Origin of the sequence: Mycolicibacterium wolinskyi str. Jessa 2025 (genome assembly GCF_049241375.1) — a bacterium.
Taxonomy (GTDB): Bacteria; Actinomycetota; Actinomycetes; order Mycobacteriales; family Mycobacteriaceae; genus Mycobacterium; species Mycobacterium wolinskyi.
The window spans coordinates 1364355-1382784 of record NZ_CP185960.1; the positions used below are offsets into that span (position 1 = coordinate 1364355).

Genomic DNA, 18430 nt, shown 5'->3' on the forward strand with positions numbered 1-18430 from the left:
GGACAGCGTCGCGTCACTCAGGTGTGAGCCGCCTGCGGCCCCGTCGGGACGAGCCCCAATTGCTGCAACATCCCAAGGGTGTCCCAGGTGACCCACGATTCTTCGATCTTGCCGTCGACGATGCGGTCGGTCTGGGTGATCTGAATCCTGCTGTGCCTGCCGGTGGCCGGCCGACCCATGAGCTCGCCGGTGTTGTCGCCTTGCGCTTCGAGCAGTGTGCACACGTAATCGCCCTCGGAGATTTGCAGCTTGACATCGAAGCGCATGTTGGAGAAGGCATTTCGATACATCTGGATGAGGTTTCTCATGTGCTCGGGTCCACGCTGGCTCCCGAACGGATCTTGCGTGTCGTGAAAGGCGGCTCCCGGTGCGACGACATCGTCGAGCGCGTCGAGATCGCCGGAGGCGAATATCTCCCAAGCGCGCCGAGCCACAGCTTTGTTCTGGTGTTCGGCCATGATTCCGGCCTTTCGGTGAAACCGCGCGGCAGAGGATGTCCGCACAAAAAACGGTATGTCGCGCGCCACCGCTGCGACAGATGCGACGAGCCAAGTTCTGCCACTGGCAACAATTAACACACCACAACTACCTATGCTGAGCTGCATAAAGTGTGCCGATGCTTACTCGTCAGCATACGGAACTCGCACCAGTTCGCGGTCGGTCCGGCCAGGCGCATCTGGTTCGGACTGGTCGAAGGCCCGGCCCCGCCGCTCAGCCTCGGGATTGCCGGTGAACAGTCCGGAATCGGCCTGGGGCCGTCCGACAGTTGTTGTGCGCCTTGGCGGTTCGACTGGCTGCTCACGAGGAATTTCCAGCCGTTGGCGCGGCAGTGCGCCGGGATGGGTCCGTTGCAGCCACTCGACCATGCCCTCGCGGACATCGCAGCGCAGGTCGAACAACGCACCCGCATTAGATGCGCTCACCAACATCCGCACCCGTACCAGGCCCCCGACCGCGTCGGTCACCTGGAGCACGCCGACCCGCTCATCCCACAACGGATTGGCACGCAGCAGCCGGTCGAGCTCTGCGCGCATCTCGTCGAGCGGGACCGTGAAGTCGACGTCGAGTTCGGCCGTGCCCAGCAGTTCGGTGGCGTTGCGGGTCCAGTTCTGGAATGGCGTGGTGGTGAAGTACGTACACGGCAGCACGAGGCGCCGCTCGTCCCAGAGGTGCACGACGACGTACGTCAGCGTGATTTCCTCGATGCGGCCCCACTCCTTTTCGAGGACGACGACATCGCCCACGCGAATCGCATCCGAGAACGCGATCTGAATGCCTGCGAACGCGGCGCCCAGCGACGTCTGTGCCGCCAGGCCCGCGACAACCGACAGCACGCCCGCCGACGCGAACAGCGTCTTGCCGACGTCGCTGAACGACGGGAACGTCATCAACGCCGCTGCGGCGCCGAGGACGGCGACGATCGCGATCACGATCCGGCGCAGCACGGTCACCTGAGTGCGGATCTTGCGCCAGTGCCGATCGGCGTCGGTCAGGCCGGTGTCGCCGCCGGCGAAGTGGGCAATCGCGCGCCGCTCGGCGACCACGACCAAACTCGCGACGAGCCACGTGATCGTCGCGATCAGTGCGATGACCAAGATGTGGTCGATCCAGCCACGCCAACTCGCCTGCGCATCCGAAGTCCGTTGCAGCGCCACCGTTGCGGCGATGACCATGAGCGTGGCGCGCACCGGCCGTCGCGTCAGCTGCGCGACGTCGCGTAGGACCGCGCTGCGCCTGCCGAGGCGTTGCATCACCCACGACAGCATCAGGCCAACCCCATATGCGAGGGCGACGGCAGCGGCTACCCACGCCGCCGTGATGGCGAAATGGGTGGCGGACTCGAGCTCGATCGTCTCAGGCACGTACCGTGTCCTTCCCACGGCTCCCGGACGGCCAAACCGGATATCGACGCCAATTGCTATTTGAGAGTCAGATCACACCGTCGTCCAACTCGGCGGCCGCTTCTGCAGGAATGCCATCATTCCTTCGCGGGCCTCGTCCGACACGAACAGCCGCGCCGACTGCTGAGTGAGGTCCTCGGCGTGTTCATCGAAACTGCGCAGGATCGACGCAGTAGTCAAGGCTTTCGACGTGGCCAGCCCTTGCGGTGAACCCTTGGCGATCTCGCGCGTCAATGCCGCCACAGCGGCGGACACGTCGTCGGCGGCCAGCGTGATCAGGCCGATCGCAGCCGCCTCGGCGGCCCCGAACTTCTCACCGGTGACGAAGTAACGCCCCGCCGAGCGGGGCGTCATCTTGGGCAACAAGGTCAGCGAGATGATCGACGGTGCAACGCCGATGCGTGCCTCGGTCAACGCGAACGTGCTGTTGGAGCCGGCCACCACCAGGTCGCAGGCGCCGACGAGACCGAGGCCGCCTGCGCGGACATGCCCGTCGATCGCGCCGATCACCGGCAGCGGCAGCTCGAGGATCGTGCGCAGCAGCTTGGTCATCTCCCGCGCCCGGTCGACGGCGACATCGCCCGGATCCCGGCCCGCCGCTTCGCTGAGATCGGCTCCGGCACAAAATGTTCCGCCGGTGTGGCCGAGCACCACCACTCGCACACCGGGTTCGGCGGCGGCGCCGGCGAAACCCTCGTGCAATTGCTCGACGAGAGCGGTCGACAGTGCGTTGCGGTTGTGCGGTGAGTCGAGGGTCAGGCGAGCGACGGCGCCGTCGACCGTGTACTGAACGAGCTTGGACATCAGTACGACCGGGGCAGGCCCAGCGACGTCTGCGCGACGAAGTTGAGGATCATCTCGCGGCTGACCGGTGCGATGCGCGCGAGCTTGGACGCCGTCACCGCTGCCGCGATGCCGTACTCCTTGGTCAAACCGTTGCCGCCCAGGGACTGCACGGCCTGGTCCACCGCACGCACCGACGCCTCACCCGCGGCGTACTTCGCCATGTTGGCGGCCTCGGCCGCGCCGAAATCGTTGCCCGCGTCGTAGAGCGTCGCGGCCTTCTGCATCATGAGCTTGGCGAGTTCGATCTCGATGTGGTTCTGCGCCAACGGATGTGACAGGCCCTGGTGGCTGCCGATCGGAACTTTCCACACCTGACGGTTCTTGACGTACTCGACGGCCTTGTTGATGGCGAACCGACCCATGCCGACCGCGCTGGCCGCACCCATGATGCGTTCGGGGTTCAGGCCGGCGAACAACTGCGCGATAGCGGCGTCCTCGGAACCCACCAGCGCGTCGGCCGGAAGCCGGACGTCGTCGAGGAACACCTGGAACTGGCTTTCCGGGCTGACGATCTCCATGTCGATCTTGGTCCAGCTCAACCCAGGGGTGTCGGTCGGGACGACGAACAGCGCTGGCTTGAGGTTGCCGGTTTTGTGGTCTTCGGTGCGGCCCACGACCAGTACGGCCTGGGCTTGGTCGATACCCGAGATGAATGTCTTCTGGCCCTTGATGATCCAGTCGCTGCCGTCTTTGCGGGCCGTGGTCGTGATCCGGTGACTGTTGGAGCCCGCATCAGGTTCGGTGATGGCGAACGCCATGGTGATCGATCCGTCGGCGATGCCGGGGATCCAGCGCTTCTTCTGCTCTTCGGTGCCGAACTTCGAGATGATCGTGCCGTTGATCGCGGGGGAGACCACCATCATGAGCAGCGCGCAGCCCGTGGCCGACATCTCCTCCATGACCAGGCTGAGCTCGTACATGCCGGCACCGCCGCCGCCGTACTCCTCGGGCAGGTTCACCCCGATGAAGCCGAGTTTGCCTGCCTCGTTCCACAACTCGGTGGTGTGCTCACCGGCGCGGGCCTTCTCCAGGTAATAGTCCTGACCGTAGTTGGCGGCCATCGCGGCCACGGCCTGACGCAGCGCCTGCTGTTCCTCGGTCTCGATGAAGCCACTCATGACTGTTCTCCTTCAGGGGTTTGGACGCGGGCAAGTACGGCGCCGACTTCGACTTGTTGACCGGCTTCGACATTCAATTCGGCGAGCACCCCGTCCTCGGGTGCGGCGATCGTGTGCTCCATCTTCATGGCCTCAAGCCAGATGAGCGGTTGGCCCGCGGTCACGGTGTCGCCGACAGCGGCGCCGACGCGCACCACCGAGCCCGGCATGGGCGCCAGCAGGGAACCATGCGCGACGGCGGCGTCGGGGTCGGGGAAGCGCGGTTGGGCCGCCAATTGCACTGCACCGAGCGGCGAATCGACGAACACGTCCGCGCCGTAGCGAGCCACCTCGAACGGCCGTTCCACTCCGTCGACCGCGAGCACGACGTGCTCGGGCGTCGCCGATACCAGCGCGACGGCGGCGTTGTCGGGCAGATCGACACCTGTTCGGGTGAACCGGTACCGCACCGACAGGTCCTCGCCGGCGCTGTCGCGGAACAGCCGGGACTGATAGCCCGACGCCAGATTGCGCCACCCGCTCGGGGCGGCATCGAAAACTCGTGCGGTGGCGCGGTTGTGCGCGGCATCGGCGAGTGTGGCGGCGACGGCCGACAGTGTCACCGCCGCCGGATCGGTCAGTGGTGCCGCAAGGGCGTCCAGCCCATGTGTGTCGAAGAACGCGGTGTCAGTCGCCCCGTCGAGAAAAGCGGGATGCCGCAGCACGTTGACCAACAGATCCCGGTTGGTGCGCACCCCGTGGATCTTGGTGCGGGCCAGTGCATCGGCCAGGACACCGGCGGCCTGGCGGCGGGTCGGCGCATACGAGATGACCTTGGCCAGCATCGGGTCGTAGAAGATCGACACCACCGAGCCGTCGACGATGCCCGTGTCGACGCGCACGTCACCGGGAACATCGAAGCGGTGCACCGTTCCGGCCTGCGGCTGCCAATTCTTCGCGGGGTCTTCGGCATACAGCCGCGCCTCGATGGCGTGGCCCCGCGACGGCGGTGGTGCGGGATCGAGCCGTGCGCCCTCGGCGACCCGCAGCTGTAGCTCGACGAGGTCGAGGCCGGTGGTCGCCTCGGTCACCGGGTGCTCGACCTGCAGGCGTGTGTTCATCTCGAGGAAGAAGAAATCGCCATGATCGTCGGCCATGAACTCGACGGTGCCGGCACCGGTGTAGCCGATGGCCTCTGCAGCCAGTCGTGCCGCCTCGAACAGCTTGTCGCGCATGCCCGGTGTGCGTTCCACGAGAGGTGAGGGAGCCTCTTCGATGATCTTCTGGTGACGGCGCTGAATGGAGCATTCACGTTCGCCGACCGCCCACACCGTGCCGTGCGCATCGGAGAGCACCTGCACCTCGACGTGGTGGCCCGCGGCGAGGTAGCGCTCGCAGAACACGGTCGGGTCGCCGAACGCCGACTGTGCCTCGCGCTGCGCCGCGGCGACTTCGGCAGGCAGCTCGGCCAGTTCCCGCACGACGCGCATACCGCGGCCACCGCCGCCGGCCGAGGCCTTCACCAGCACCGGCAGCTGATCTGCCGTGACGGTGTCCGGGTCGAGCTCGGCCAGCACCGGGACACCGGCCGCGGCCATCATCTTCTTGGCCTCGATCTTGGAACCCATGGCCTGCACGGCCGGCACGGGCGGGCCGATCCAGGTCAGGCCCGCGTCGATCACCGCGGCCGCGAAATCGGCGTTCTCCGAGAGGAACCCGTAGCCGGGATGTATCGCATCGGCGCCGGCGGCGCGGGCCGCGGCGATGAGTTGGGTGGCATCGAGGTAGCCGTTGTTGCCATCCAGGCGCACGCGGGCGTCGGCCTCGGCAACGTGCGGTGAACCGGCGTCGGGGTCGGTGTAGACAGCGACGGTGCCGATACCGAGACGACGGCAGGTGGCGAACACGCGGCGGGCGATCTCCCCGCGGTTGGCGACCAGAACTCTTGTGATCATCGAGCCGCTCACATCCTGAAGACGCCGAAGTTCGACGTCCCCTCGATCGGGCCATTGGCGATGGCGGACAAGCACATTCCAAGCACGGTGCGGGTGTCGCGGGGGTCGATCACGCCGTCGTCGTAGAGCCGGCCGGACAGGAACATCGGCAGGGACTCGGCTTCGATCTGCGCCTCGACCGCGGCCCGCAGCGCGGCGTCGCCCGCCTCGTCAAAGGCCTGCCCGCGGGCCTCGGCCGCCGCGCGGCTGACGATCGAGAGCACACCCGCGAGCTGCGCCCCGCCCATCACCGCGGACTTCGAACTCGGCCACGCGAACAGGAACCGCGGATCGTAGGCCCGCCCACACATGCCGTAGTGGCCGGCTCCGTAGGAGGCGCCGATCAGCAGCGAGATGTGCGGCACCGTCGAGTTGGACACCGCGTTGATCATCATCGAGCCGTGCTTGATCATGCCGCCCTCTTCGTACTGCTTACCCACCATGTAGCCGGTGGTGTTGTGCAGGAAGAGAAGTGGGGTGTCGGCCCGGTTGGCCAGTTGGATGAACTGCGTGGCCTTCTGGGATTCCTCGCTGAACAGCACACCGCGCGCGTTGGCCAGGATGCCGACGGGGTAGCCGTACAGCGTGGCCCACCCGGTAACCAGTGACGACCCGTAGAGCGGTTTGAACTCGTCGAAATCCGAGCCGTCGACGATGCGTGCGATCACGTCGCGCGGGTCGAACGGGATCCGCAGATCGGCGGGCACGATGCCGATCAGTTCTTCCGGGTCGTACAACGGCTCGACGACGGGCGCGGGCACCGGGCCCTTTTTGCGCCAGTTGAGGCGGGCCACGATGCGGCGGCCGATGCGGATGGCGTCGTGCTCGTCGTTGGCCAGGTAGTCGCCGAGACCCGAAGTACGGGCGTGCATTTCGGCCCCGCCCAGCGATTCGTCGTCGGATTCCTCGCCGGTGGCCATCTTGACCAGCGGCGGTCCGGCCAGAAACACCTTAGACCGTTCCCTGATCATCACGACGTGATCGGACATGCCGGGCACGTACGCACCGCCGGCTGTCGAGTTGCCGAACACCAAAGCAATGGTCGGAATGCCCGCTGCCGACAACCGGGTCAAGTCGCGGAACATCTGCCCGCCCGGGATGAAGATCTCCTTCTGCGTCGGCAGGTCGGCGCCGCCCGACTCCACCAACGAGATCACCGGAAGCCGGTTCTCCATCGCGATCTGATTGGCGCGCAGAATCTTCTTGAGTGTCCACGGATTGCTGGTGCCGCCCTTGACCGTCGGGTCATTGGCCACGATCAGGCATTCGACACCTTCGACCGCGCCGATACCGCAGACCACACTGGCGCCCACGGCGAAATCGCTGCCCCAGGCGGCCAGCGGGCTCAGCTCCAGGAACGGTGCGTCGGGGTCGAGCAACAGTTCGACGCGCTCGCGTGCGGTCAGCTTGCCGCGGGAGTGATGGCGTTCGACGTACTTTGTGCCGCCACCGGCCAGGGCCTTGGCATGCTCGGTTTCGAGTTCGGCCAGCTTGGTGGCCATGACCTCGGCGGCCTCGGCGAACGCGGAGGAGCCGGGATCGATGGCGGACTTGAGGGTGGTCACGACTGGAATCCCAACGTCTTTGCCGCCAACGAGGTGAGGATCTCGGTGGTGCCGCCGCCGATGCCCAGGATGCGCATGTCGCGGTACTGCCGCTCGACCTCGGATTCGGCCATATAGCCCATGCCGCCGAACAACTGCACGGCCTGGTTGGCCGCCCATTCGCCGGCCTCGACCGCGGTGTTCTTCGCAAAGCATACTTCGGTGATCAAGTTGGTTTCACCCGCGAGCTGACGCTCGACCACGTTGCGCGTGTACACGCGTGCGACGTCGATGCGCCGGGCCATCTCGGCCAAGGTGTTCTGCACCGACTGCCGCGCGATCAGCGGCTTGCCGAAGGTCTCGCGGTTGCGGCACCACTCGACAGTCAGGTCCAGGCACCGCTGAGCGCTCGAATACGCCTGTGCCGCAAGGCCCACCCGTTCGGAGACGAAGGCCGCGGCGATCTGCAGGAAGCCCGAGTTCTCCGCCCCGACCAGATTCGCGACCGGAACCCGCACGTCGGTGTAGGACAGCTCGGCGGTATCGCTCGATCGCCAACCCATCTTGTCGAGCTTGCGGCTGACCTCGAATCCCGGCGTGCCCTTGTCGACCACGATCAGCGATACTCCGGCCGCGCCGGGGCCACCGGTGCGGGCCGCGGTGACGACGTAGTCGGCGCGGACGCCGGACGTGATGTACGTCTTGGCGCCGTTGAGAATGTAGTCATCCCCGTCCCGCACTGCCTTGGTGGTGAGGTGGCCGACGTCGGAGCCACCGCCGGGTTCGGTGATGGCCAAGGACCCGATCTTCTCCCCGCGCAGCGTGGGCTTCACATACGTCTCGATCAGCCGCTCGTCGCCCGAGGCGATCATGTGCGGAACCGCGATGCCGCACGTGAACAGCGAGGCGAACACGCCGCCCGGTGAACCGGCGTGATGCATCTCCTCGCAGATGATCACCGCGTCGGCGCCGTCCCCGCCGCCACCGCCGACCGATTCGGGAAAACCCGCGCCGAGCAGGCCGGCGTCGGCGGCTTTGCGGTGCAGTTCGCGCGGCAGTTCGCCGGTGCGTTCCCACTCGTCGACGTTGGGCAGCACCTCGCGTTCGGCGAAGGCGCGCACGGTCTTACGCAGCGCTTCGCGCTCGGGTGTGGTCCAAATGCTCATCCGATGAGTTCCTCCGGGATGTCGAGATGACGGCTGCGCAACCATTCGCCCAGCCCTTTCGCCTGCGGATCGAACCGGGCTTGATAGGCCACGCCCTGGCCGAGAATGCCTTCGATCACGAAGTTCACCGCCCGCAGATTCGGCAGCACGTGTCGTGTCACCGGCAATTCGGCGGCCTCGGGCAGCAGTTCACGAAGTTTGTCGACCGTCAGCGTGTGGACCAGCCACCGCCACTGCTCGTCGGTACGCACCCACACCCCGACATTGGCCGAGCCGCCCTTGTCGCCGCTGCGCGCGCCGGCAATCAGGCCGAGCGGTGCGCGGCGGGTGGGCCCGGCCGGAAGGGGCTCGGGCAGTGGTGGCTCCGAAACCGTTGACAGTTCGAGGGTTTCGGTCGCGGGCGCGATGTCGGTGCGCGTGCCGTCCGCGTGCACGGCAACGTGCGGCACCTGCGTGGCATCGACATATCCGGGCGTGAAGACCCCGTACACCTGGCCGTCGCCGGGCGGCGCGGTCGCGGTGAAGCCCGGGTAGCTGGCCAGCGCGAGCTCGACTGCGGCCGACGAGAAATGGCGGCCCACGTTGTTCGGGTCCGGGTCGCGGACCACGCAGTGCAGCAGTGCGCTGGCGGCCTCTTCGGTGTCGGCGTCGGGATGGTCGGTGCGGGCGAGCGTCCATTCCAGCTCGGCCGGTTTGACTTTCAGCGCGCCCTCCAGTTGGTCACGCACCAGTTGCGCCTTGGCCTCGATGTCGAGGCCGGTGAGCACGAACGTCGTCGCATTGCGGAAACCGCCGATGCTGTTGAGCGACACCTTGTACGTCGGCGGCGGAGCTTCGCCCTTGACCCCGGAGATCCGCACGCGATCATCGCCGTCCTGACTGAGCTTCAGGGAGTCGACGCGCAATGTCACGTCGGGGTTCGCGTACCGCGCGCCGCCGATCTCGTAGAGCAGTTGCGCGGTCACGGTGCCGACGCTGACCTGTCCGCCGGTGCCGGGATGTTTGGTGATCACCGACGAGCCGTCGGCCGCGATCTCGGCGAGCGGGAATCCGGGGTGACGTAGGTCCGGAACCTCGGTGAAGAACGCGTAGTTTCCGCCCGTCGCCTGCGCGCCGCATTCGATCACGTGCCCGGCGGCCACCGCGCCGGCCAGCGCGTCGTAATCCGTTCGGCCCCAGCCGAAATGCGCGGCGGCCGGCCCCACGATCACCGATGCGTCGGTGACCCGGCCGGTTACCACGACGTCGGCGCCGTCGTTGAGGCAATCCACGATTCCCCACGCGCCCAGGTAGGCGTTGGCGGCCAGCGGGTTGCCCAGGCCGAGTTCGTTCGCGCGGGCCACCAGATCGTCGCCCTCGACATGGGCGACGTTGACGGTCAGGCCGAGCCGTTCGGCGAGTGCCCGGACCGCGGCGGCCAGCCCGCCGGGGTTGAGGCCGCCGGCGTTGGCGACGATCTTCACGCGTTTGTCGAGCGCCAGTCCCAGCGATTCCTCGAGCTGGCGCAGGAAGGTCTTGGCGTAGCCGCGGTCGGCGTCCTTGGCGCGGTCACGAGCCAGGATGAGCATGGTGAGCTCGGCGAGGTAGTCGCCGGTGAGATAGTCGAGATCTCCGCCGGTGAGCATCTCGCGCATCGCGGCGAGCCGGTCACCGTAGAAGCCCGAACAGTTCCCGATACGGACCGTCACGCACACTCCCGTCGTCGCTGACCTCGGTACCCAACCAACCGGTAGGTTAGCGGGTACCGCCGGTCTCACGTCAAGGGGCGCTTCGGCGCGCCGAGCGGGGCGGCAGGCTGCGCATGTGGTCGCGAGCCCGGGTCATGATGTCGCCGAGGGTACGCAGATCCCGCTCGCTCAAGGGGTCGAACAGCAGACTGCGCGTGACATCGATGTGCCCGGGCAACACCTTGGCCACGAGCGCTCGTCCGCTCTTGGTGATGCTGACCAGGGTGGCGCGCTGATCATCGGTACTGTGCCGCCGCTCGATGAGCCCGGCTTTCTCGAGCAGCCCGGCCTGGTGCGTCAACCCGCTGCGGCTGTAGACGACCCCGTCGGCGAGTTCAGTCATGGTCAGCGGTTTGTCGGCGTCGACGAGTTTGGCCAGCAGCTGGAATTGCACGTAGCTGAGGTCTCCCTCGGCACGCAGCTGTTGCGCGACCGCGTGCTGGAGCAGACTCACGGCCTCCATCAACGCGAAGTATGTGTGTAGCTGCTCCGGCTCCAGTGCTTCGCCCACCGGTTCAGAATATTCGGCCGTTCCGGGAATTGCTTCGACATCGAAGCGGTTGTGCAAACCGTAGATGCTTCGAATTCGAAGCAAATCTGATGAAGGAGGAACCATGAAAGCAGTGCGTTACGACAGCTACGGCGACAGCAGCGTCCTGGTGTACGGCGACGCCGACCGCCCGGCACCCGGTGCCGGCCAAGTGCTGATCGAGGTGGCCGCCACATCGTTCAATCCGGTCGATGCCGCGATCCGTGCCGGCTACCTCACTGACGCGTTCCCGCTCGACTTTCCGCACGTGCCCGGCATCGATGTGGCCGGGTCCATCGCACAGCTCGGCGACGGAGTGTCGAACTGGCAGGTCGGCGCATCCGTGGTGGGCTTCCTGCCCATGAATGCCGACGGTGCTGCCGCCGAGTACGTCATCGCACCCGCCGCCGTGCTCGCCGCCGCGCCGAACACCGTGCCGTTGGCCGACGCGTCCGTCCTGCCCGCCGTCGGCCTGACCGCATGGCAGTCCTTGTTCGAACACGCCGGGCTCAAGGCCGGTCAGACGATCCTGATCAACGGTGCCGGGGGAGCGGTCGGTGGTTATGCGGTGCAGCTCGCGAAACAGGCCGATGCCGTCGTGACCGCGACAGGCGGGGCGCGCAGCGCCGACCGGGTGAAGGCATACGGGGCCGACCGCATCATCGGCCATCTCGATTACGCGGCTCTCGCCGTCGACGGTGCGCCGTTCGACGTCGTACTCAACCTGGTCAACACGACATCCGACGAGACGGCCGCACTCGTCGAGCTGGTCAAAGATGGTGGTGTTCTCGTCAGCTCCACAACCCCGGCGCCGGAGAATCGTCGGGTCCGCACCGTGCGGGTGTTCGCCAGAAGCGACGCCGAGCAGTTGGGCGGCCTCGTGAAGCGGGTCGACGCGGGGCAGTTGCGCATCGACGTGGCCGACCGCCGCCCGCTGACGGAATTGGCGGCGGTGCACGCCGACGCTGACGCCGGGCGGTTGGCCGGAAAGACGGTCATCGTCCCCTGATCATGCGGCGGGCCTGCGTCGGTACCCCGACGTTTTGGAGCCGACGCAGGTCAACCGTTACTCTGTAGTGCAATCGTCGCCGCCGGCGAGAGAACACGTTCGCGCGGCCGCACCACCCCAAGCAAGGAGATGCACGTCATGGCTGTGCCCAAGCGCAGAATGTCGCGCGCGAACACCCGTAGCCGGCGCGCGCAGTGGAAGGCGGAGGCCACGGGTCTCGTCAGCGTCAATGTCGCGGGTCAGCAGCGCAAGGTGCCGCGTCGCCTGCTCAAGGCCGCTCGCCTCGGTCTGATCGACCTCGACAAGCGCTAGCCTTCCGCACGCAACCGAAAAGCGCTATCACGTGTGATAGCGCTTTTTCGCGTGCGCGGATTCGGCAGGCTTTCGACGTGCGGGCACAAATGTTGGGTCAATTTGCGGCGCGCCTCTCAGGCCACTCTCAGATAGCAGGTTGAGACTGTGCCTGTGCGCATTCTTGTCGTTGATGACGATCGCGCTGTGCGCGAATCTCTGCGCCGGTCGCTTTCCTTTAATGGTTACTCGGTCGAGCTTGCCCAAGACGGTGTCGAAGCCCTCGATGTGATCGCGAATGACCGGCCCGACGCCGTGGTATTGGACGTGATGATGCCGCGGCTCGACGGGCTGGAAGTCTGCCGGCAGCTCAGGAGCACCGGCGACGATCTGCCGATTCTCGTCCTCACGGCCCGCGACTCCGTTTCCGAGCGGGTGGCCGGGCTCGACGCGGGGGCCGACGATTACCTGCCCAAGCCGTTTGCTCTCGAAGAACTGCTCGCCCGGATGCGGGCGTTGCTGCGTCGCACGGTCTCCGATGACGGCGCGGATTCGCAGATCATGTCGTTCTCCGATTTGACGCTGGACCCGGTGACGCGTGAGGTCACGCGCGGTCAGCGCCAGATCAGCCTCACCCGCACCGAGTTCTCGCTTCTGGAGATGCTGATCGCGAATCCGCGTCGGGTGCTCACCCGTAGCCGCATCCTCGAGGAGGTGTGGGGATTCGATTTCCCGACCTCGGGCAATGCTCTCGAGGTGTACATCGGATACCTGCGCCGGAAGACCGAAGCGGAAGGCGAGCCCCGGCTGATCCACACCGTGCGCGGGGTCGGCTACGTGCTGCGCGAAACCCCACCCTGATCGGTGATGGCCCTCAACTCCAATTTCTGGCGGCCCACCACCGCGCTGCCGAACACCAGCTCACTGTCGCTGCGCTGGCGCGTGATGATGCTCGCGATGTCGATGGTGGCCATGGTCGTCGTCCTGATGGCGGTGGCCGTCTACGCCGTGGTGTCGCGCGCGCTCTATGACGACCTCGACAATCAGCTGCACAGCCGGGCGCGACTGCTCATCGAGAGTGGATCGCTGGCCGCCGACCCCGGCAAGGCGATCGAAGGCACTGCCTACTCCGACGTCAACGCGATGCTCGTGATCCCCGGCCGGTCCATCTATACGGCCAACCAGCAGGGGCAGATGCTGCCGCTCGGGCAACCCGAGAAAGACGTCATCTCCGGGGAGCTGTTGATGTCGTTGCGCACCGCCAATCATCAGCGGGTGCTCGCGGTGCATCTGGCCAACGGCAGCTCGCTGCTGATCTCCAAGAGTCTGGCGCCCACCGGGCAGGTGCTGCGACGGCTCGGCACGGTGCTGCTCATCGTCGGCGGGATCGGCGTCGCGGTGGCGGCGATGGCAGGTGGTGCGGTCGCCCGGGCGGGCCTGCGCCCGGTCGGCAGACTCACCGAGGCCGCCGAACGGGTGGCGCGCACCGACGACCTGCGGCCCATCCCCGTCGTCGGCAGCGACGAACTCGCCCGGCTGACCGAGGCGTTCAACCTGATGCTGCGCGCCCTGGCCGAATCCCGTGAACGGCAGGGCCGCCTGGTATCGGATGCCGGCCACGAACTGCGAACACCGCTGACCTCACTGCGCACCAACGTCGAGCTCCTCATGGCCGCACAGGAACCCGGCGCGCCCCGGCTCCCGGAAGAGGAGATGGCGGGGCTGCGTGCGGACGTGATCGCCCAGATCGAGGAATTGTCGACTCTGGTCGGCGATCTGGTGGACCTGACGCGCGACGACGCCGGTGGCATCACGCCGGAACCGGTCGACATGACCGACGTCGTGGACCGCAGCCTCGAACGGGTCCGGCGGCGCCGCAACGACATCGAGTTCGACGTCGACGTGATCGGCTGGCAGGTGTTCGGCGACGGGCCCGGGCTCGGCCGGGCAGTGCTCAACCTCCTCGACAATGCCGCCAAGTGGAGCCCGCCCAACGGACGCGTCGGTGTGCGGCTGTACCAGATCGACCCGGTGCACGCCGAGCTTGTCGTGTCCGACCACGGACCCGGCATACCCCCACAGGAACGGCGCCTGGTGTTCGAGCGGTTCTACCGTTCGGCCGCGGCACGCGCGATGCCCGGCTCCGGTCTCGGGCTCGCCATCGTGCAGCAGGTCGTGCTGAAACACGGTGGCGCCCTTCGCATCGACGAAACCGTGCCGGGCGGCAACCCGCCGGGCACGTCGATCCACATGATGCTGCCGGGCCGACCGCTACCCGCAGGCGCCACGACACACGATCACAGCGACCATGACGAGGACACTGTCGGCGCCGAGAAAAGGTGAGACAGTTAACTCAGCCGGGGGGCGGTTCATGGGTGGGGCCGAATGATCTCTAAGTGGATTCTCAGTCCGCCTATGCAACCTGATGGCCAGCACCTTCGTTGGACGTAGTGAGCACGGCACAATCGCAGGACCCTTTAGAAGAGAGAGAAGCACCGCAGCGAGATGACGAACCATCCGAGGTACACACAGCAGCCGGACCAGCGTCCTGGCGCCGCGCCCGGTTACTCGGGTGGACGCCCTGACCCGTATCAGCAGCAGCACTATGACTGGCGCTACGCCCAGCAGGCCCATCAGACGCAGCAGCAGGCTTATCGCGCGCCCTACGATCCGTACCGGATCCCGGCAAGCCCACAGCCGCCGGTCGTGGTGACCAAGAAGCGGTCCAAGGCCGGACTGGCCGCCGGTGCGCTGGCCGTCGCGGTCGTCTCGGCCGGTGTCGGCGGCGGGGTCGCGACACTCGTGCATCAGGACAGCCCGCGCCTCGGATCGTCGAGCAGTGCGGCGCCGACGGTTCCCGCGGCGGCCCTGCCGGCCGGCTCGGTCGAGCAGGTCGCGGCCAAGGTGGTGCCGAGCGTGGTCAAGCTCGAGACCGACCTGGGCCGGGCCTCCGAGGAGGGTTCGGGCATCATCCTGACCGCTGACGGGCTGATCCTGACCAACAACCATGTCGTCGAGGCCGCGAAGCCGGGGCCCGGTGCGCAAACGGCAGCGCAGACCAAGGTGACGTTCTCGGACGGCAGCACCAAACCGTTCACGGTCGTCGGCACGGATCCCAGCAGCGATATCGCGGTGGTACGGGCACAGGATGTGTCGGGTCTGACCCCGATCACGCTCGGCTCGTCGGCCAACCTGCGGGTGGGCCAGGACGTGGTGGCCATCGGCTCGCCGCTCGGCCTTGAGGGAACCGTCACCACGGGCATCATCAGCGCGCTGAACCGACCGGTCGCCGCGGGCGGCGACACCCGCAACCAGAACACCGTGCTCGACGCCATCCAGACCGATGCCGCGATCAACCCGGGCAACTCCGGCGGTGCGCTCGTCAACATGAATGGCGAACTTGTCGGCATTAACTCGGCGATCGCGACCATGGGCGGCGATTCACCGCAGGCGCAGAGCGGATCGATCGGCCTGGGCTTCGCGATTCCCGTCGACCAAGCCAAGCGGATCGCCGACGAACTCATCCAGAACGGCACCGCATCGCATGCCTCGTTGGGCGTTCAGGTGGCCAACGACCGAGCCACTGACGGAGCCAAGATCGTCGAGGTCACCAACGGCGGCGCCGCTGCCGCTGCCGGTCTGCCAAGTGGCGTGGTGGTTACGAAAGTCGACGACCGCGTGATCAGCAGTGCCGACGCGCTCGTGGCCGCGGTCCGGTCCAAAGCTCCCGGTGAGAAGGTCACTTTGACCTACCTCGATCCGGCTGGCAAACCACAAACTCTGGAGGTCACCTTGGGTAGGGCCGAGCAGTGAGCACGCTGACACCGGGCCGTGGGACGGTCACGTTGCGAGTGACATCAACGGTGGATGGGCCGCTGTCCGTCCCCACATATACGGTTGCAGACATGGAACAGCCAGGGGAGTTGGTGGGGCGCGCGCTCGTCGTCGTAGTCGATGACCGCACAGCGCATGGCGAAGAGGACCACAGCGGTCCGTTGGTCACCGAGTTGTTGGGTGAGGCCGGATTCGTCGTCGACGGCGTCGTGGTCGTCGCGGCCGATGAGGTCGAGATCCGCAACGCGCTGAACACTGCCGTTATCGGTGGAGTCGATCTCGTGGTGTCCGTCGGCGGCACCGGCGTGACACCGCGCGACGTCACCCCGGAGGCGACCCGCGACATCCTCGACCGTGAATTGCTCGGGATCTCCGAGGCGCTCCGTGCCTCGGGGCTGTCGGCGGGCATCGTCGACGCCGGGGTGTCGCGCGGATTGGCCGGCATCTCCGGCAGCACGCTCGTGGTGAACATCGCCGGGTCGCGGGCCGCAGTCCGCGACGGGATGGCCACGTTGAGTCCGCTCGCGGTGCAGATAATCGGCCAGCTATCAAGCTTGGAGATCTAACCAAGACGAAACGGCGGCCAAACGGCCGCCGTTTTCGTAGGCGTGGCGAATGAGAATGGAGCGGGGTGCTCGTGGTTACCAGCAGGTTAACAAGTGCCTCGCTCGACGCTATGGTCGAATGTGATCTTCGTCACAAAGGGGAATGTCGATGACAGATCCGGACAAGCCGAGCCGCCACGCAGTTAACAAGATCTTCGGTGAGGAACTGCCGGGGATCGCGCCCGACGAACGTGATGCAGCTTCGCCAGACGACGACGCCGACCACGACCAGTGGTTGCAGAGCAATATTCCGCCTCATCACGATTGAGCTGCGACAGGGCAGTGAACGCCTAAAACGCATGGTCACGGCATGTGACATGCGTCGCTCGTCTTTAGCAAAGCGAACTACGTCACATCATTGCCAGGTGGGCCAAGTCGCACCGTGACGCTGCAGTAAGTGATCTCTCAGCGCAATCTCAGCAAAGTTCTTCCGGATGGCCATACAGGTCCACGCATGTGTGTCCTTGCGTTGCCGGTCGGATGCCTCCCCGTTATGTTCCTCGTGTCAACGATGAGCGAAACGTAAGAGCAGCATGTGGAGTCTTTAATTCGCACCACATGAGGGTCTTGCAGGGTGTGTGGTCTTGCATAGGGCCGGGCACCAAACAACAAAATCGGTGGACCTCCGGGATCCACCGGCGACATAGCTAGGGAGAACATGAAGGCAATCAGTCGGGTGCTGATCGCGTTGGTTGCGGCCATCGCGGCTCTGTTTACGAGCACTGGCACCTCTCACGCAGGTCTGGATAACGAGCTGAGCCTGGTTGACGGTCAGGACCGCACCCTGACCATCCAGCAGTGGGACACCTTCCTCAACGGTGTGTTCCCCCTGGACCGCAACCGCCTGACCCGTGAGTGGTTCCACTCCGGTCGCGCCAAGTACATCGTCGCCGGCCCCGGTGCCGATGAGTTCGAGGGCACGCTGGAGCTCGGCTACCAGATCGGCTTCCCGTGGTCGCTGGGCGTTGGCATCAACTTCAGCTACACCACCCCCAACATCCTGATCGACGATGGCAACATCACCCAGCCGCCGTTCGGTCTGGAGTCGGTCATCACCCCGAACCTGTTCCCCGGCGTGTCGATCTCGGCTGACCTGGGCAACGGCCCCGGTATCCAGGAAGTCGCCACCTTCTCGGTCGACGTCTCCGGTGCGGCCGGCGGCGTGGCGGTCTCCAACGCCCACGGCACCGTGACCGGTGCGGCCGGCGGTGTGCTGCTGCGTCCGTTCGCTCGCCTGATCGCCTCGACCGGTGACAGCGTCACCACCTACGGCGAGCCCTGGAACATGAACTGACATCTCCCAGGCAAAAAACAGCCCCCGGCTTCGGCCGGGGGCTGTTTTTGTGTGCGCCGTGTTCGGTCAGGTGCGGTCGGCGCTCGTGTGCTTGGCGGTGTCTGGGCTGGGCCCGGTGCCGGGGCCGGTGACGTGCTTGCCGGTGGATCCGTTGCCGTTCTCGGCGAGCAGATCGCGGATCTCGGTGAGGATGCTCAACTCGGTGTCCTGCGCCTGCTCGACCTCGCCGCGTTCGCGCAGCTTCTTGTAGGGCAGCACGATGACGAAGTACACCACCGCGGCGACGATGAGGAAGTTGATCAACGCCGACAACACCGCGTTCAGGTCGACGAACTGCTCCGGGTCGCCGCCGAGCGGAATCTTGAGAATGCCGTACTCGCGGTCACCGCCCGCGCCGACGCGATCGACCAGAGGCTGGACGACTTTCTCCGTGAAGGACGTGACGAGGCCGGTGAAGGCGGCACCGATGACCACAGCAACCGCAAGGTCGATGACGTTGCCCCGGGATAGAAACTCTTTGAAGCCCTTTAACATGCGGGGACCCTTCCTGCAGTAACGAGTGTGTTCGTGGGACAAGCGAACACTAACCGAGT

18 protein-coding genes are annotated in these 18430 nt (G+C 66.3%); 8 read left to right on the top strand and 10 right to left on the bottom strand.

The window, feature by feature from the left end; translation table 11 throughout:
* Positions 1–17: 17 nt before the first annotated feature.
* From ACOI2T_RS06885 to ACOI2T_RS06925, 9 genes are all read right to left on the bottom strand, one after another.
* Positions 18–458, bottom strand: a complete 441-nt coding sequence (locus tag ACOI2T_RS06885; RefSeq protein WP_067844193.1) for an ester cyclase — start codon at positions 456–458, stop codon at positions 18–20.
* A 162-nt stretch (positions 459–620) separates the two neighbouring features.
* Positions 621–1862: a mechanosensitive ion channel family protein gene (locus ACOI2T_RS06890; RefSeq protein ID WP_409505011.1), complete on the bottom strand. Its 1242-nt coding sequence runs from the start codon at positions 1860–1862 to the stop codon at positions 621–623.
* A gap of 72 nt (positions 1863–1934) precedes the next feature.
* Positions 1935–2705: an enoyl-CoA hydratase family protein gene (locus ACOI2T_RS06895; RefSeq protein ID WP_409505010.1), complete on the bottom strand. Its 771-nt coding sequence runs from the start codon at positions 2703–2705 to the stop codon at positions 1935–1937.
* Positions 2705–3865 (bottom strand): acyl-CoA dehydrogenase family protein, encoded by a 1161-nt coding sequence (locus tag ACOI2T_RS06900; RefSeq protein ID WP_067844203.1) that lies wholly within the window; start codon positions 3863–3865, stop codon positions 2705–2707. The genes ACOI2T_RS06895 and ACOI2T_RS06900 overlap by 1 nt, the downstream gene beginning before the upstream one ends.
* Positions 3862–5799: an ATP-binding protein gene (locus tag ACOI2T_RS06905; protein ID WP_409505009.1), complete on the bottom strand. Its 1938-nt coding sequence runs from the start codon at positions 5797–5799 to the stop codon at positions 3862–3864. The genes ACOI2T_RS06900 and ACOI2T_RS06905 overlap by 4 nt, the downstream gene beginning before the upstream one ends.
* 8 nt (positions 5800–5807) lie before the next feature.
* Positions 5808–7403, bottom strand: coding sequence for an acyl-CoA carboxylase subunit beta (locus tag ACOI2T_RS06910; RefSeq protein ID WP_409505008.1), 1596 nt, complete (start codon positions 7401–7403; stop codon positions 5808–5810).
* The gene (locus ACOI2T_RS06915) at positions 7400–8548 is read right to left on the bottom strand and encodes an acyl-CoA dehydrogenase family protein (protein ID WP_409505007.1); all 1149 of its coding nucleotides are present in this window, start codon (positions 8546–8548) and stop codon (positions 7400–7402) included. Before ACOI2T_RS06915 ends, ACOI2T_RS06910 begins: the two co-directional genes overlap by 4 nt.
* Positions 8545–10182, bottom strand: coding sequence for an acyclic terpene utilization AtuA family protein (locus tag ACOI2T_RS06920; protein ID WP_421877233.1), 1638 nt, complete (start codon positions 10180–10182; stop codon positions 8545–8547). The genes ACOI2T_RS06915 and ACOI2T_RS06920 overlap by 4 nt, the downstream gene beginning before the upstream one ends.
* Before the next feature lie 124 nt (positions 10183–10306).
* The gene (locus ACOI2T_RS06925) at positions 10307–10786 is read right to left on the bottom strand and encodes a MarR family winged helix-turn-helix transcriptional regulator (protein WP_409505005.1); all 480 of its coding nucleotides are present in this window, start codon (positions 10784–10786) and stop codon (positions 10307–10309) included.
* A 103-nt stretch (positions 10787–10889) separates the two neighbouring features.
* Between ACOI2T_RS06925 and ACOI2T_RS06930 the strand changes: the two genes are divergently transcribed.
* From ACOI2T_RS06930 to ACOI2T_RS06965, 8 genes are all read left to right on the top strand, one after another.
* Positions 10890–11813: an NADP-dependent oxidoreductase gene (locus tag ACOI2T_RS06930; protein ID WP_409505004.1), complete on the top strand. Its 924-nt coding sequence runs from the start codon at positions 10890–10892 to the stop codon at positions 11811–11813.
* 138 nt (positions 11814–11951) lie between these two features.
* Positions 11952–12125, top strand: coding sequence for a 50S ribosomal protein L32 (rpmF, locus tag ACOI2T_RS06935; RefSeq protein WP_067844880.1), 174 nt, complete (start codon positions 11952–11954; stop codon positions 12123–12125).
* Positions 12126–12278: 153 nt separating this feature from the next.
* Positions 12279–12965: a response regulator transcription factor gene (locus tag ACOI2T_RS06940; RefSeq protein ID WP_409505003.1), complete on the top strand. Its 687-nt coding sequence runs from the start codon at positions 12279–12281 to the stop codon at positions 12963–12965.
* A gap of 6 nt (positions 12966–12971) precedes the next feature.
* Entirely contained in the window at positions 12972–14447 is a 1476-nt protein-coding gene (locus ACOI2T_RS06945; RefSeq protein WP_409505002.1) for a HAMP domain-containing sensor histidine kinase, read from the top strand.
* A gap of 162 nt (positions 14448–14609) precedes the next feature.
* The gene (locus ACOI2T_RS06950) at positions 14610–15917 is read left to right on the top strand and encodes a S1C family serine protease (RefSeq protein ID WP_409505001.1); all 1308 of its coding nucleotides are present in this window, start codon (positions 14610–14612) and stop codon (positions 15915–15917) included.
* A 92-nt stretch (positions 15918–16009) separates the two neighbouring features.
* Positions 16010–16504 (top strand): MogA/MoaB family molybdenum cofactor biosynthesis protein, encoded by a 495-nt coding sequence (locus ACOI2T_RS06955; RefSeq protein ID WP_067844227.1) that lies wholly within the window; start codon positions 16010–16012, stop codon positions 16502–16504.
* A 148-nt stretch (positions 16505–16652) separates the two neighbouring features.
* Positions 16653–16811, top strand: a complete 159-nt coding sequence (locus ACOI2T_RS06960) for a hypothetical protein (protein ID WP_409505000.1) — start codon at positions 16653–16655, stop codon at positions 16809–16811.
* Positions 16812–17201: 390 nt separating this feature from the next.
* Entirely contained in the window at positions 17202–17837 is a 636-nt protein-coding gene (locus tag ACOI2T_RS06965; RefSeq protein ID WP_067844230.1) for a porin MspA, read from the top strand.
* Between the two features lie 66 nt (positions 17838–17903).
* Here the strand turns inward: ACOI2T_RS06965 and mscL are convergent, their stop codons facing one another.
* Positions 17904–18371, bottom strand: coding sequence for a large-conductance mechanosensitive channel protein MscL (gene mscL, locus ACOI2T_RS06970; RefSeq protein ID WP_409504999.1), 468 nt, complete (start codon positions 18369–18371; stop codon positions 17904–17906).
* Positions 18372–18430 lie beyond the last annotated feature (59 nt).

Bases quoted from the DNA above. Each gene is read 5' to 3' on its own strand.
- ACOI2T_RS06945 (WP_409505002.1), top strand. From the start codon at position 12,972: ATGGCCCTCAACTCCAATTTCTGGCGGCCCACCACCGCGCTGCCGAAC.
- ACOI2T_RS06965 (WP_067844230.1), top strand. From the start codon at position 17,202: ATGAAGGCAATCAGTCGGGTGCTGATCGCGTTGGTTGCGGCCATCGCG.
- rpmF (WP_067844880.1), top strand. From the start codon at position 11,952: ATGGCTGTGCCCAAGCGCAGAATGTCGCGCGCGAACACCCGTAGCCGG.
- ACOI2T_RS06900 (WP_067844203.1), bottom strand. From the start codon at position 3,865: ATGAGTGGCTTCATCGAGACCGAGGAACAGCAGGCGCTGCGTCAGGCC.
- ACOI2T_RS06960 (WP_409505000.1), top strand. From the start codon at position 16,653: ATGACAGATCCGGACAAGCCGAGCCGCCACGCAGTTAACAAGATCTTC.
- ACOI2T_RS06955 (WP_067844227.1), top strand. From the start codon at position 16,010: ATGGAACAGCCAGGGGAGTTGGTGGGGCGCGCGCTCGTCGTCGTAGTC.
- ACOI2T_RS06950 (WP_409505001.1), top strand. From the start codon at position 14,610: ATGACGAACCATCCGAGGTACACACAGCAGCCGGACCAGCGTCCTGGC.
- ACOI2T_RS06905 (WP_409505009.1), bottom strand. From the start codon at position 5,799: ATGATCACAAGAGTTCTGGTCGCCAACCGCGGGGAGATCGCCCGCCGC.
- mscL (WP_409504999.1), bottom strand. From the start codon at position 18,371: ATGTTAAAGGGCTTCAAAGAGTTTCTATCCCGGGGCAACGTCATCGAC.
- ACOI2T_RS06895 (WP_409505010.1), bottom strand. From the start codon at position 2,705: ATGTCCAAGCTCGTTCAGTACACGGTCGACGGCGCCGTCGCTCGCCTG.
- ACOI2T_RS06915 (WP_409505007.1), bottom strand. From the start codon at position 8,548: ATGAGCATTTGGACCACACCCGAGCGCGAAGCGCTGCGTAAGACCGTG.
- ACOI2T_RS06930 (WP_409505004.1), top strand. From the start codon at position 10,890: ATGAAAGCAGTGCGTTACGACAGCTACGGCGACAGCAGCGTCCTGGTG.
- ACOI2T_RS06920 (WP_421877233.1), bottom strand. From the start codon at position 10,182: ATGCGCGAGATGCTCACCGGCGGAGATCTCGACTATCTCACCGGCGAC.
- ACOI2T_RS06885 (WP_067844193.1), bottom strand. From the start codon at position 458: ATGGCCGAACACCAGAACAAAGCTGTGGCTCGGCGCGCTTGGGAGATA.